Below are 15,109 nucleotides of genomic sequence, written 5' to 3' on the forward strand. Positions count from 1 at the left end.
AGACGATTGCAGGAGTAGCGCATATCGCGTATCAGGAAGGTTGTGGAAAAATGAGATATAATCCCCCGCCCAACACGGGGCAGGGAAAGGTACAGGTGGTGTCTGTCCCGAAGGGACAATGCCTGGTGTTCTCGCTGCTTGTCTTCCTGGTGTTCTTTTTGCGATACTGCAATACCTGTGCGTTGTCGCACCGGTATATGTAAAATATGTTTTACATTTTGTTTTATATGCTTTCTGGACGGAAGCCGTATTACCAGGGAGCCCTGATCTCTTCCCCGGGAATCGTGACCCAAATGCCAGAACGATGACGCCCACACCGTTTCCCGGTCCGCTGGCAAAGAAAATGAGGTCGTTATTGCCCGGATTGCTGGTACCCGATAGCTGCGCCGAGAAGGTTTGCCGTGATGCGGAGCGCTTCGATCTCTTCAGGCGAATGGATCTTTTCGGTGAGATCGAAGAAGCCGATGAACCCAAAGAGATTATCATAAATGAATATCGGGATGATGACTCCGGCTCTCGCGCCAAGGAGGCTGAAGAGTTTCCGTTCCTCAGGAGGGAGCGTTGAAACAACCGCGGAGATCTGCTCACCCCTCCTCAGGAGACTTTCCCACCGCGACAGCCCCATGGTTGCAAAGGTGAACTGTTTCAGTTCCAGCTTGAAGAGGGATGAATGGTACTCCGGGCACCCCCATTCGTAGAGCATGCTGATGACGGGTGCCGGGCCCGAAGACCGGACCTGAAAGATCCCGATGGCACCAGCATCCAGTGCCAGGCCGATGGGTTCGAGAATGTCGCGGATGTCGGAGGCTGCGAAATCCGGTATTTTATCCGATGCCGGGGCTCCCTTGCGCGAGACGCGCAGGAGCCATTCCACGGCTGAGCTGACCGCAAAGAGGATAGCATCGCGTTTTTTGATCTCGTGTTCGATGCGGTGCTTGTACAGGGCCATCTCGATGACGGAGTGGAGTTCCCGCTCGTCGTAGGGTTTGACGACATAGCCGTATGGCTCAGTCACTTTCGCGCGCTCGAGCAGGACCTTGTCGGCATACGCGGTCAGGTAGATGACCGGGATACCATACAGCACGTGGATCTTTCCCGCGGTGTCAATCCCGTCCATCTCCCCGGCAAGGTGGATGTCCATCAGGACGAGGTCCGGGCGGTTCTGCGCGATCTTCTCAAGGGCGATTTCCCCGGACTTTGCCATGCCTGCCGCGGTATACCCAAGGCCGATCAGGGTCTCCTTGATGTCGCTTGCAACGATTGCCTCATCTTCCACGATAAAAATAGCAGGTCCGCTCACTCATGCACTCCCTGTTGTAGTCTTTCTGGGAAATAGGATAATAAATGTTGTTCCATCCCCCGTTGTCTGCTCGATCGTCCCCCCCAGCTGGTCGACAAGGCTGTTCACGAGGCGGAATCCAAGGGATGAGGTCCCCCGCCAGTCATACTCCGGGCTCATGCCTGCCCCGTCGTCAGCGATAACCAGTGAGATCAGGTCTCCTTCGAGGTGGCTGCTGATCGTGATCGTCCCTGTCCGGTTGTTCGGGAAGGCATGCATGAGGGCATTGGAGATCAGTTCGTTGAGGATGAGCCCGAGCGGGATGGCAACTTCAATGTCCATGAGGTTCTTTTCAATGTCTGTCCGGAGCGCTATCCTCCGGCGATCCACACTGTAGAATGCAAAGAGCTGGGTTACAAGGAAGCGTGTATAATCGTCGATGTCGATGGAGGAGAGGCTCTTTGACTGGTACAGTCTTTCATGGACAAGGGACATGGCCTCCACCCGGTTCCTCATCTCGGAAAGGACCTGTTTCATTTCCGCGTCTTCTACATTCCGCATCTGGAGTTTTACGAGGCTGATGATGATCTGGAGATTGTTGTTCACGCGGTGGTGGATCTCGCGGAGAAGGAGCACTTTTTCGTCAAGTGAAGCACGAATAGTCTCCTCTGCCTGCCGGCGCTGCCGGATCTCCTCGTTGAGGGAATGGGTCCTTTCTTCGACAATGTTCTCAAGGTTGGCGTTCAGCTGCTCCAGTTCTTGTAATGCCTTCTTCCGGATAGTGATGTCCTGTCCCTGCGCGATGGTGGCAATAGCGGTCTTTCCATCTTCGTCATAGATGGTGGCCGAGTTCCAGAGAACGGTCCGGACCTCACCCGATGTGGTGAGAATCGGGATCTCGGCAGTCTCCATCCTCACACCCGCAAGCGTTGACCTGATAAGGTCAATGGAGGAATGGCGTATCTCCTCAGGAAACAGGATCGAGAGATGTTTTCCCAGTACATCGCGCTCTGCCAGTCCGGTCAGGCGTTCGAAGGCATGGTTGAACCGGGTAATCCGGAACTCCGGGTCCCAGACGATGATCGGGGCGTTGGCATAGTCAAAGAGACTGGAAAGGTATTTGTTGGTTTCCCGGAGAGCCTCTTCGGCAAGTTTCTGGTTGGTTATGTCGAGGACGATCCCCTCGTAGTGAGTGATACTCCCGGCCTCGTTCCTCCTGATATGGGTATAATCGGATATCCAGTGCACGTCGTGGTTCTTATCGAAGATCCGGTATTCCTGGATGAAGTCGTTGGTCTGGTGGTTGCTGTTGTGCGCGACCTCGCTCGCCACACGTTCACGATCGTCAGGATAAATGATGGAAGAGAAAGCGATTCGGCCTGAGGTAAAGTCATCCGGGACATGTCCGAACTGTGAGATGTTCTCGCTCACGCCCTCGACCGGCCACCCCTCTTCGGCTTTCCAGAGGAAGGAGATCGCCGGGCTGGTGTTGATGATACGGAGCTGCTCCTCCCTGACCTGGAGGAGCTCCTGGATACGGTCCTGGCTCGTTATTCGTTCAGTAATATCTTCGAAGACCGCAACGAAATAGTCCTTCTCCGGGCTGAACGCGGAGACTTTCAACCACCGACCGAGTGGCTTGAAATCGATCTCGAATGTTTCCGGAACGCCCGTCAGTGTAACACGCCCGTACATGTCGAAGATTTCAGGTGTGAGTTTCCGGATATCGGGTATCACTTCGAGCACCCGCTTTCCCTCAATACCGTAAAGCCCTGTCATCTGCCCGAACGCACGGTTAACGGAAAGATACACCCAGTCCGAAGGGTGGCCCTCCCCATCGTAGATCATGCGACAGTAGGCAAACCCTTCGAGCATGTTCTCGAAGAGCGTGCGGTACTTCAGTTCACTCTCCCGCAGCGCATTTTCGATCCGTTTCCTTTCCGTGATGTCAAAAAATGTGACCACGGCGCCAACAATCTCACCATTGGCGCGCTGGGGGTAGGACCAGTACTCGGCAGGGAACGAGGTCCCGTCGGCACGCCAGAGCACTTCATCATCGACATGCGTGCCCGCGCCTCTCCTGAATGCCTGGTAGATCCGGCATTCTTCAACCGGGAACGGGGAACCGTCCGCATGCTTCCCGTGGATCTGCCTGTGCATGTTCCTGCCGAGCAGTTCCTTCTCGTCAGAGTATCCGAGTATCCTGAGGCAGGCCGCATTGCAGAACGTACAGTTGCCGTTCATGTCGATCCCGTACACCCCCTCAGCTGCCGAGTTGAGTAAAAGGAGTATCTTCTCCTCGCTCTCCTTCAGGGCATCCTCGGCACGGGTGCGCTCCGTGATATCAACTCCCACAGCGATGAACCGGGCCTGTTCATCGCTTGCCGGGGGCAGCATCTTGGTATTCCAGAGAATGGTCTTTGTCGATCCGTCACGGCAGGAAATGGCGGTCCGGAAATTTTCCAGGTAATCATTTTTTTCAATGATGCCGGCAATCGTTCTGGTGATCTCCTTCCGGTATCCGTTGTCAGGATACAGGTGTTTCCAGATCGTGTTTTTGCCGATGACTTCGTTTGCAGGGTAACCGCTGATCTCTTCTGCTGCCCGGTTCCATTCGCGGATGATACCGTTCTTTTCCATTACTATCAGCAGGACATTGGCATTCTGGACAATCCCCAGCTGGATATCCCCCGCCTTCTTCAGGCTGTCCCGTGACGCAGTGACAGCCTCGAAAAGGAATGCGATAAGAGCTCCGACGGCCACGAACACGCAGGCGAGGATGAATGCTCCTGCGACTTCACTGGCACCGGCCCCGTAACCAATGACAAGGAGGCAAAAGATCGCGCTCAGCAGGACTGTACCTACAATGCCTTTTTTCCGGTAGTGGTAGGCAAGGAGGGTGATGGGAATGTAGTACAGGTGCATGAAGATGATCGTGATGCCGTTTGCCAGGCACCACGCGGTCAGGATGATGACGACAGCCGATGCTGCCAGCACCAGTGCCTGCCACCGCCGCTCGGTCATCCGGATTCCCTGCACCCGGGGAATTTTCATGAACAGTATCCCTTATTTCTTCTCATGCAGTACCATCGTGAACTTCGTACCGGATGAGCGGTCGAGCTCGATCGTCCCAAAGAGCTGGTCAACAAGGTTTCCGACAAGCCGGAGGCCCAGGGACGGCGTGTTCTGCCAGTCGATATCCGAAGAGATGCCGATCCCGTTATCCTGGACAACGACTGTCAGGATCTCTCCTTCTTCTGTCATCCGGATAGTAAGCTCACCCTTCCTCCCGTCAGGGAACGCATACTTGATGGCGTTCCCCACTAGTTCGTTGAGGATGAGCCCGAGAGGAATTGCCGTATCGATGTTCAGGAGGATCTTCCCAATATCAATGTTGAGGGCAACCTTCTGCCGATCGACTTTGTAATGACCGAAGATCTGGGTGACGAGATATTGGGTATAATCCGCAATATCGATCGAGGAGAGGTCCTCTGTCTGGTAGAGTTTCTCGTGGACAATGGCCATTGCCCGGACACGGCTCTGCATATCGCTTAAAGCCTGCTTCATTCCCGGATCTTCAAGTGTCCGCAGCTGGAGCTTCGTTAAGCTGATGATGATCTGGAGGTTGTTGTTAACCCGGTGGTGGACCTCCCGCAGGAGCAGCACCTTCTCGTCAAGGGATAACCGTATGGCAGCCTCTGCCTGTTTCCGGACTTCAACTTCCTCTTCGAGAGCTTTTGTCCGCTCCTTCACGATCTTTTCAAGACCGGCATTCAGGCGTGCAAGGTCAGCCTCTGCTTTCTTAACCGAGGTTATGTCCCGCAGTGATTCAATCGCACCGACGGTGTTTCCCTGAGAGTCGATCAAGGGGGACGTGACAAGCGAGATGGGGATCTTCCGGCCGTCTGCCTTTGTAATGACAGTCTGGGCGGTCACGGTCCGGCCGACCCAGTGGATATCCGAATAATCCAGCCGGGCCGAGTCCTTGTCAGGGTCCAGGACAAGATCGATGAGAAGCGGCCGCCGCCTGCCATATGCCCAGAGGCTGTATTCATAATTGCCTATTCCGATGATCTCTTCTGCAGGCACTCCGCTCATCACTTCGAGCGCCCGGTTCCATGCCAGCACGGTACCGGTTTTGTCAATAACATACGTGGGGTCCGGGAGGAAACTGATAATGTCCATGAAGAGTTGCCGGGACTCCCGGAGTTCCTCCTCGACCTTCTTGCGCTCGGTCATATCGTGCGCAACGCAGACAATCGCGCGGACGGCCCCGGTGCTGTCATGCATGACGGATGAAGAAAGGATGATGGGAATCTTCCGGCCCCCCTTCGTCATAAAGATCCGCTCGATTTCCGTAACTGCCCGTGTCCCGGGCAGCATGCCGGTCGCTGCACCGTCCGGACGGGGACTGTCGGGCGAGAGGAGGTGGGAGAACGAACGGCCGACCAGTTCATCCGACCGGTATCCCAGCACATCGCAGGTCCGCCGGTTCACGGACTGGATGGTGGCATCCGGCTCCAAGACAATCAGCATGTCGAACATGCTCTTTAAGATATCGTCGAAATAATCCCGGGAAACCGTTGTCTGGACCAGGTCCGCAGTCATCCTGTTGAATGAGTCCGCAAGCTCCCCGATCTCGTTCATCGAAGAGATCTCAACCCGCGTATCCAGGTTGCCCTTGCTGATCTCGCGGGTGGCATCACGGAGGAGGATCAGGGGTTTTGTGATGAACCGTGATAGGAGGATGCCGGCAATGGACGCTAAGACGAGGCTTGCGAGCAGGATGATGATAGTGCGGTACAATCCTTTATTGAACTCCCGGTAGACCTCATCCACCGGCATCTCAACGACAACCGCCCAGTCCGGTTCTCCCAATGAGACATAATTGGCAATTACAGCATCTCCTTCCATGCCCTGTGTCACTTCTGCATCGTATACCGTATCCCTGCCACTCACAAACCGGCGGACATCCTCAAGGCCAAGAACATTCTCTCCTTTGAGGATCCGGCTGATATCTCTATAGGCGATGAGGTTCCCCTGTCCATCCACGACATATGCAGTACCCCCCTCGCCAATCTTCAGGTTCCCGACAAGGTCCCACATGAACTTCAGGTTCACCTCAGCAGCCAGGACCCCCTTGTAATCCCCGAAGATATCCGTGACCGGTACTGCCATGACCACCATCGGCTCGCTGGATTTTTCATCGATATAGGCCGGCCCGATGAAGGTTTTTCCCTGGACTGCCCGTGCAAAGATATCCGCCCTGATTGGTTCTGAGATCTGGTTTGATTCGGCCCGCGAGACCCGGGATGACCGTGCCAGTTCCTCACCCGTGGCATTGAACAGGATGACCTGACGGAATGCCGGATCGAAGTGCAGGAGTTTATCCAGGGTTGCCTTCTGCTGCTCCGGCGGCGAAGTCGCGATGCTTGACAGGTATGCGGTCTCCCGGAGTTTGTCCATCCTGTCAGTGACCATATTTTTCACGGTGTCGGCTGCGCCTTGGGCAATGAGTTTCTGCTCGTAGGATATGGTCCTCTGCTGGTTCTGGTAATTGGAAAAACCCTGGAGGCCGGTGGTGATGAGGACGATGGTGAGGCTCATGGCAACAAACGCGATTGCCAGCGTTACCGTAAGGCTGCGTGACTTCTTTTTATCCGAGGGGGTCTGGGGTGGCATCGGTGTCATCTCCGTGTTCGTCTCACTCGTTCATCCTGATCATACGGGTGATGAACCATGACTACGGGGCACCCCGCTCCGATGGATGGATCCTGCATCGAAATCGTGTTCATCACACCACAGATTTTCATGGCTTGCCCTTCGTCTCAACGGAGGATCTCGTCTGCCCTGCTCAGCAGGCCTTCGCTGACCGGAAGGCCGAGTTGTTGCGCCTGCCAGTAATTCAGCTGGAAATAGTTCTCAGCGGTGACCACCGGGATCCCGCCTGCCGGTGTACCCCGGAAGATTTTGTCTGCCAGGATTGCTGCCTGCCTGCCCTGCGGGACACTCCGGGGTGCCAGGCCAAAGACCGTCTCATGGCCATTAACGGACATGGACGGGCCCCCTGCCGGGATGGCATGCGCATCCGCGAATTCGCCGATAACGGCAAAACTGTTTGGTGTCACGAAGAGCGGCTCGGCAATGGCTAAAATGGCCGTGTCTTTGCCAGTAATGGATGCAGCCTGTTTGTTGAGTTCCGCCTCAAGCTCGGTTGCATTGTCCACAGGGATCTCAACCAACGTGATGCCGTCGGCGGACGCTGCGGTTCGCAGTGCAATAAGCTGGCTTGTGGTTGTGGGATATCCCCTCTGGTAAGGAATGAGCATACGCTTTGCGCCCGGCGCCAGTTCGCGCATGACCTCGTACCGCTGGAGGGTTAAGTCAGGACCTCCCCAGCGCACACCCGTGATATCCCCGCCGGGCTGCCGTACGCTCTCGATAAGGCCGGTCTCTTCCGTGAAGACATTGGCAAATACCACGGGAATGCCGGTTCCTTTCATGGCGGCTTTTGCCTCCTGCGATGCTTCCGTGGGGAAGACAAGGACCAGGTCAACCTTGTTGTCCCGGAATTCTTGTAAGGCTGACTGGTATGCCGGCTGGTCAAAACCAACCATTTTCCGGGAATCGTAGACTATGTTTTTCCCTTCGGTATATCCCAGTTCGGCCATCTTCTCGCGGAAACCGTCTTCCGTATCGGCAAAAAATGCCATGCCGCTCAAGATCCCGACATGCCAGACCTTTCCGGAGCTGCTGTTCTTTTCCTGCCCCGTGCCTGAACATCCTGCAACCAGTATCGCTCCCACAAGGAGCGTGAGGGAAAGGATCGTGAATATAAAGAATACATTCCGCGTCATGTTCCTCTGCCTTCCATACCGTTTCATCGGATCGTTTTTTGTCATGCCTGCTCCTCACGCCTTCTCATGCAAAACCATCGTGAACCGTGTCCCCGATGATCGGTCGAGTTCAATTGTGCCATTGAGCTGGTCCACGAGGGAGTTGACCAGCCGGAGCCCCAGGGACGGGGCGTTCTGCCAGTCAAAGTCCGGGGGTATCCCGATCCCGTCATCAAGAAAAATAATGGTAAGGGTCTTCTCTTCGCGCTTGATGTTAACCGAGATCTCCCCACCTCTCCCTTTGGGGAACGCGTACTTGAGCGCGTTTGAGATCAGCTCATTGAGGATAAGCCCGAGCGGGATTGCGGTATTGATATCAACCCTGACATCGGGTGCATCGAGGGTAAACCGTATGCCCCGGCTTTTTGCGTCATAGAAGTGGAGGAGGCCGGTCCCGAGGAATTTGACATAATCGTTCAGGTCGATATGCGAGATATCTTCGGCCCGGTAGAGTTTCTCGTGAACAAGGGCCATCGCCTTGACCCGGTTCTGGCTCTCGCGTATCGTCCCAAGAACGGACTCGTCCTTTACCTGGCGTGACTGGAGGTTTAAAAGACTCACGATGATCTGGAGGTTGTTCTTCACACGGTGGTGGATCTCCTTTAAGAGCATCGTCTTTTCTTCAAGAGACGCCTTGAGTTTCTCTTCGGCGGCGATACGCTGCAGGTTTTCCTCCTCGAGAGCTTCGTTTGCCTTTGAAAGCGCCTCAGTGCGGTCTTTTACCCGCTGTTCCAATACCGTATTCAGGGAACGGATCTCTGATTCCAGCAGTCTCCGGTTCGTGATATCGATATTAACACCGGTAATCCGGAGAGCGGTGCCATCCTCATTCTTTTCTACAACTTTCCCTCTCCCGAGGATCCAGAGCCAGCCCCCGTCTTTTGTGCGCATCCGGTACTCGATCTCCAGCTGGGATTCACCTTCCTGGATCTTCCGCTGTAGATCGGCAACAACCCTCTTTCTGTCATCCGTGTGTATCCATCCGGTCCAGGTATCAAAGTCAGCCGAAAACTCCCCGGGTTCGTACCCGAGCATGGTGTAAAACCGGTCGCTGAAGACTGCTGTGCCCGAGGGAACGTGCCAGTCCCAGAACCCGGCATCGGCCCCTTCAAGGGCAAGGCGGAGACGCTGTTCGCTTTTACGAATGGCATCCTCTGCCTCCTTCCTCTGCTGGATCGGCCGGGTGGTGACAACGATCCCGTTCACGCCGGGAACGTCGAGCAGGTTATTTGCTATGGCTTCAACCCAGATGTATCCCCCGTCAGATTTCCGGATCCGGAACTCGGTAGGAATGCCTGAATTTGTCCAGTCGAAAACACCCTGGAGATCCTGTCTCACAAATTCAAGATCATCGGGATGGATGTAATCCATGGGATTCTTTCCGATGAGGGATCCCCGGGGAAGTCCGAGTATCCGTTCAGCAGAATCTGATTCATAGGTGATTTTTCCTTCGCGGTCGAGAACACGGATGATATCCGAGGAGTTCTGGATCAGGGCCGAGAACCGCGTCTCGTTCTGCCGGACTGCCTCTTCTGCCCGGATACGTGCGGTGACGTCCCGTAAAGAGACGAGATTTGCCGGTTTTCCCTCGTAGGTAATGACTTTACCAATACTCTCAACATAAATCTCCGCTCCTTTTGCCGTTATGACCTTGTATTGGGCCAGATAGGCGTCATGGCCCTGCGCCACTTCCTCAAAGTCACGGATTGCATCCTTTCGGGACTCGGGAGCGACGAACTCCATCGCATTCCTGCCTTTGAGTTCTTCGGGAGTATCGACCCCCAGCGCCCGTGCGGCGGCTGTATTGGAAAACAGGATATTTCCCTGCAGGTCGAGAATGAAAATAATTTCAAGAGCATATTCCACAAGGGAACGGAATTTCTGTTCGCTTGCCTCCAGTGCCCGGGCTGCAACATTCTTATCCGAGATATCCCTGACGACACAGAAGATCAGTTTCCGGCCCGAGAAGACAGCAGCATTCGTGCTTATATCGACGTCCAGTAAAGTGCCGTCCTTCCTCCGGTGACGTGTCTCGAAATGGTCCCCTCCTTCGTTCACGCTGCTGATCATGCCCTCAAGCTGCTCTTTTGTGGCAACCGCTTCCCAGTCCCAGACATGGAGGTTTTTCATCTCATCCGGGGTATACCCGAGCATGTCGGCGAACCGCTGGTTTGCCTCAAAAACCCGTCCGTCCTGATCAAGGGTGACAATACCGTCGCGGGACTGGTCTACCAGGATCCTGCGGCGGGCAGCCTCTTGAGCAAGTAACCGTTCGGCTGCTTTCCTTTCGGTGAGATCAAGGATGACCCCGACCATGCGGACGGCTTCGTTCGCCGCATTCCGTATAATATAGCCCCGGTCAAGAACATCGGCATACGATCCGTCAGCTTTACAGAAACGGTACTCGTCTGACCAGTTCTCACCTCCAGTATCAATTTTTCTTTGGAGGCCGGTTACCACCCGTTCCCTCTCGTCAGGATGGACAAAGCTCTCCCATGTTTTTATGGTGAACTCGATTTCATCTTCCCGGTACCCGAAAATGTTGCTGATCCCCTCGTTCCACCACAGGTGGCCGGTGGTTAAGTCCCAGTCCCGGATGGTATCGTTTGTTGCATGGGAAATGAACCTGAAACGTTCATTGGACTCCCGCACCGCCTCTTCGGCTTGCATCTTCTCCGTTACATCCTCATAGATTGCTACAATTGCTCCGGATTCGAGCCGGTACACATAGTTGTCCCGCCACCCGGAGATCCGGTTGTCCTTGTACAGTGAAACGGGAAATGCCTCTGCATATCCGGTTTCTGCAACACGCTGGAAGACTGCAAAAAGACCGAACTCCACGACGCCCGGGAAGACCGAAAGCACGCTTTTGCCGACAACATTCTCCTTTCTGACGTTTTCAATCCTCTCTACGGCGCGGTTGATATCGCGGATGATGAAGTCCTGTCCGCTGAAAACAGGTTCATAGATAACCACGCCGCTACTCATGGTGTTGAAGAGGTCCCGGAAGCGTGACTCGCTTTCGGCAAGGGCTTTTTCTCCCCTCCGCATCTCTGTGATATCGGTGAGGACATTCAGAGAGGCCGGGCCCCCTTCGAATTCGATCAGGTTGCCCCGGACAATAACCTGCCGTTCCTGGCCGGTGTGTGTCAGTATCCTGATCTCATAGGGGTCAACGGTAATTCCCATCATACGTTGTTTCATGGAAGCGATGACACGTTCCCGGTCCTCGGGCACGATGAAGTCCAGCATGGACTTCCCGATGAGATCCTCATGGGCATACCCGGTGCTCTCGGACGCAGCCCGGTTCACGAAGAGAAGTTTTCCGTTCCGGTGCACAAGGATAAAATCGGGCACCTCCTCAACCAGCGACCGGAATTTCCCCTCGCTTGCCCTGACGATCTCCTCGGTCTGTTTCCGCTCGGTAATGTCCCGGATCACCTCAATCGCACCGACGCGGTTTCCCGAAGTATCATACAGGTGAGTGGCAGTCCCCCAGAGACATGCGCCTTTGCCGCCGTAGATTCCAGCAACAAATGTCTCGGACGTTATGCGGTCATCATCGCGCTGGACAAACGGATACCGGTTCAGGATCTCGGTATCGGATTCGAGAACAAGATCGATCAGGAGTGGTCTTCTCTCACCGTAGAAGGGGATGCTGTACTCATGATCGCCCTTCCCCAGCATATCCGCTGCAGGAACACCCGTCAGGTCTTCCATGGCATTGTTCCAGGCGATTACGGTGCCGGTGGTATCGATCGCCAGTACCGGGTCGGGGAGGAAAGCGAGGATGTCTCCAAGGCGTTTCTGTGTCTCCTGCTGTGCCCGTTCCGCCCGTACCCTCTCCTGGAGGTTTTCCCAGAACCGGATCGTCCTCCGCGAGATGTTCGGGAGGTCCTCAAAGACCGTTGCCGACTTGACGATATAATCAACAGCGCCGGACTTCATGATCTCGACGGCAAGACGCTCGTCCCCGTACCCGGTCATGATAATTAACGGGGTGGTGACCCTGTCATCCTCCCGGTTGATGATGTCAATGCCCCTGCCGTCGGGAAGGTTCCAGTCCGCGATGATCAGGTCGGGGGATTCGCGCGCGATAATCTCCCGCGCCTTCCTGAGGGTTGCCGCAGTCTCGACACGGAACTGCCCGGGGTCCTGCCGGAATGCATGGAGGATGAGTTCGATGTGTTCGCGGTCATCCTCAATAATCACGATGTGGATGGCACGATCTTGTTTACCGGTGGATTCCGTTGATACCGTACTCTCTCCTCCAAAGCGTCAGTGTATGGCCGGTTTTGCGTTCCAGCTCATCCAGTAGGTCCCGAGATCTTTCATCAGTCGTGAAAAGGACTTGAAATCCAGGGGTTTGACAATATAACTATTGGCATGGTAGTCGTACGACTGGGCAATATCGTTCTCCGCCTCGGAACTGGTCAGGACGACAACCGGTATGCGGAGGAGTTCCGGTGTCGACTTTATGGCTTTTAAGACATCGAGCCCGTCGACACGGGGGAGGCGGAGGTCAAGGAGCACAAGGTTTGGCCGGGGATTCTTTTCCGGATCGCTGTATGCGCCCCTGGTGAAAAGATAATCAAGGGCTTTCTCGCCATCCGGGACATAGTGTATGGTGTTGGCCACCTGCTGGTCCCGCATCCCGCGGAGAACCAGTTCGGCATGGTCCTCGTTGTCCTCAACAAGCAGGATATGGAAAGGCTCCCCGGTCAGATCAGCCATAAAGTTCTCTCTATTATCTCACTCGTATTAGTATTTTGGGTGAACATGGGATGTTATGGCAATGGCAGGGTAAGCGGACAATATTTTCACTGCCGGATCCTTCAAAGGCATTCTCGTTCCGGAACGATCGCGTCTTGTTTCGTGATCACAGTAAAAAAAGACGGTTCCTGTGGTCATGTCAGTATGTGGACGATAACGGAGAATTTCAGGGAAACCGGTATCCGTCAGCCGGTACGAGGATCTCAAACCGCGCCCCTTTTCCCGGCTCGCCGTTTTCGGTAATTGATATCCCGGTGATCGCGAGGATCTCCCGGGAGAGGAAGAGCCCGAAACCGGTGTTTTTCCCGAATCCTTTCGTGAACAACCGGCTTTTGTCTTCCCCTGCAATGCCGGTTCCGTCATCCTCCACCACAATGACGAGTCCCTCTTCGCTCTCGCGGCAAAAGATCCGGATCTCTGTCATCTTCTCGCCGCCATACCGGAGGGCATTGTCAATGAGATTGTAAAAGACCTTGTCAAAGAGCGGGTCGGCATAAATTTCCAGGCCGCCGGTCGTGTGCGTGACCTGAATCACCCTCATTGGTAACGATTCAGCAGCGCCTTCGACACTCCGCGCAACGGACTGCCAGGCCGGGTCCTGCCGCCCGAGGTCCTCATACTCTTTAGTGAAGCTGATCTGCCGCACGATGGTATCGACAACCTGCGCACCCTTGAGAATGTACTCGAGCCAGGGCGTGCCTTCGAGTTCGGTCTTTAAAATCCCGAAATACCCGTAGAGTGCCTGGATCTGGTTGCGGATATCGTGCCTCGTGATGCTTGCGAGGAGGTTCAGTTTATGGTTGGAGAGCCGGAGGGCCTCGGCTGCCCTCTTCAGTTCCGTGACATCCACGAAGATTGCGACAATATGATCGGGATCATAGGAGGAAACATGCACCCGTAACCAGAGGTTCTGATTTCCCTTGAGCCCGTCGATAGATTCCGGAACCCCGGTCTTTGCAACGCTCTGGCACAGCAGGAGAAACCTGCCGGAAGAGTCGCCTGTTAAAAACGGGATTTGGGAGAACAGTGCCCCGGTAAGCGCCGGGGTCTGTGCCATGACCTGGAATTCCGGGTTTGCGTTAATGACCTCCAGGTCGGCCAGTGTTCCGTCTTCACTTGTGATCATCCGGCAGTAACAGAGCGCGTCGGGGATGCAGTCAAAGAGCGTCCGGAATTTCTCCTCGCTCTCAGATAAGCGCTTCTCCACCCCGGATTTGTAGATCGCTACCTCGATTGCTGATTGGAGTTCGCGTTCCCCGAATGGTTTGATGATGTAGCCAAAGGGCAGTGTCCGTTTTGCCCGTTCGATCAGGACATCGTCGGCGTATGCAGTGAGGAATATCACCGGAATATGATACTCCGTGTGCACCCGGTCTGCCGTTTCGATCCCGTCCATCTTTCCGGCAAGGTGGATGTCCATGAGGACAATGTCAGGAAGGGAAGCCGGAATCCTCTCCAACGCATCCTCACCGGTTTTTGCAATCCCCTCAACCTTGTATCCAAAACCGGTCAGGACATCATGGATATCCATGCCAACGACAGTTTCGTCTTCGACAATGAAAACCGATGGTTTTCCGTTTCCTGCCATCTTATACCAATAATGGATAATTCAAGCATAATAATTTCCGCTTATTTCTCACAAAAGAAAATTTTCGATCTGCCGGAAATTGCGGTCCCGTCTTCAGGGTTATTACCTTGATACAATACCTACAATACTTTCCGGAAACACACCTGTTATGTAAGCATGCCGGGGAAACAGGACTGCATGCAGTGCGGGAAGTGCTGCGAGAAGTGGGGCTGGGACCAGAAGGGAATACCGGAGGACCTGGTCCCATGGATCGCGGAGCACCGCACCGATATCCTCCCGCATGTCGGGATCACCTTTGCAGACGGGAAGCGTTCAACTGCAGAGAACCTTGCGGCAGCCGACCTCTCCCGGGTCACCAGGATCGATTACTGGGTCAGCCCCAAAGGAAAGAAACTCAGGCACTGCCCGTTCTTTTTCCGGGCCGGTGACGGAAAGGTATACTGTCGCATCCACATGACAAAACCTGCGGTCTGCATTAGCTTTACCCCGTGGAATGAAGGGATCCGCGACTATGCCTTAAACTGCCCGGCATGCCGGGACAGTATGCCGTAATAACGGCGCTGAATACTCGTC

8 protein-coding genes are annotated in these 15,109 nt (G+C 54.8%); 1 reads left to right on the top strand and 7 read right to left on the bottom strand.

The genetic code is table 11. The features are described 5' to 3' along the window. Positions 1–352 precede the first annotated feature (352 nt). From PHF39_RS01205 to PHF39_RS01235, 7 genes are all read right to left on the bottom strand, one after another. Positions 353–1,300 carry a response regulator gene (locus tag PHF39_RS01205; RefSeq protein WP_300219342.1) on the bottom strand — a complete coding sequence of 316 codons (948 nt, stop codon included), beginning with the start codon at positions 1,298–1,300 and terminating at the stop codon, positions 353–355. Further along, entirely contained in the window at positions 1,301–4,333 is a 3,033-nt protein-coding gene (locus PHF39_RS01210; protein ID WP_300219345.1) for a PAS domain S-box protein, read from the bottom strand. A gap of 12 nt (positions 4,334–4,345) precedes the next feature. Continuing rightward, on the bottom strand, positions 4,346–6,961 hold the full coding sequence (locus PHF39_RS01215; protein WP_300219347.1) for a PAS domain S-box protein: 2,616 nt from the start codon (positions 6,959–6,961) through the stop codon (positions 4,346–4,348). 146 nt (positions 6,962–7,107) lie between these two features. Beyond that, entirely contained in the window at positions 7,108–8,181 is a 1,074-nt protein-coding gene (locus PHF39_RS01220; protein WP_300219349.1) for an ABC transporter substrate-binding protein, read from the bottom strand. A gap of 9 nt (positions 8,182–8,190) precedes the next feature. Continuing rightward, a complete protein-coding gene (locus tag PHF39_RS01225) occupies positions 8,191–12,387 on the bottom strand; it encodes a PAS domain S-box protein (protein WP_300219351.1) in 4,197 nt (1,398 codons plus the stop codon). A 66-nt stretch (positions 12,388–12,453) separates the two neighbouring features. Further along, a complete protein-coding gene (locus tag PHF39_RS01230; RefSeq protein ID WP_300219353.1) occupies positions 12,454–12,909 on the bottom strand; it encodes a response regulator in 456 nt (151 codons plus the stop codon). Positions 12,910–13,114: 205 nt separating this feature from the next. Further along, the gene (locus tag PHF39_RS01235; RefSeq protein ID WP_300219355.1) at positions 13,115–14,536 is read right to left on the bottom strand and encodes a response regulator; all 1,422 of its coding nucleotides are present in this window, start codon (positions 14,534–14,536) and stop codon (positions 13,115–13,117) included. 156 nt (positions 14,537–14,692) lie between these two features. Between PHF39_RS01235 and PHF39_RS01240 the strand changes: the two genes are divergently transcribed. Next, positions 14,693–15,088: a YkgJ family cysteine cluster protein gene (locus PHF39_RS01240; RefSeq protein ID WP_300219357.1), complete on the top strand. Its 396-nt coding sequence runs from the start codon at positions 14,693–14,695 to the stop codon at positions 15,086–15,088. Positions 15,089–15,109 lie beyond the last annotated feature (21 nt).

Origin of the sequence: Methanoregula sp., from assembly GCF_028712425.1 — an archaeon.
In the GTDB taxonomy this organism is placed as follows: Archaea; Halobacteriota; Methanomicrobia; order Methanomicrobiales; family Methanospirillaceae; genus Methanoregula.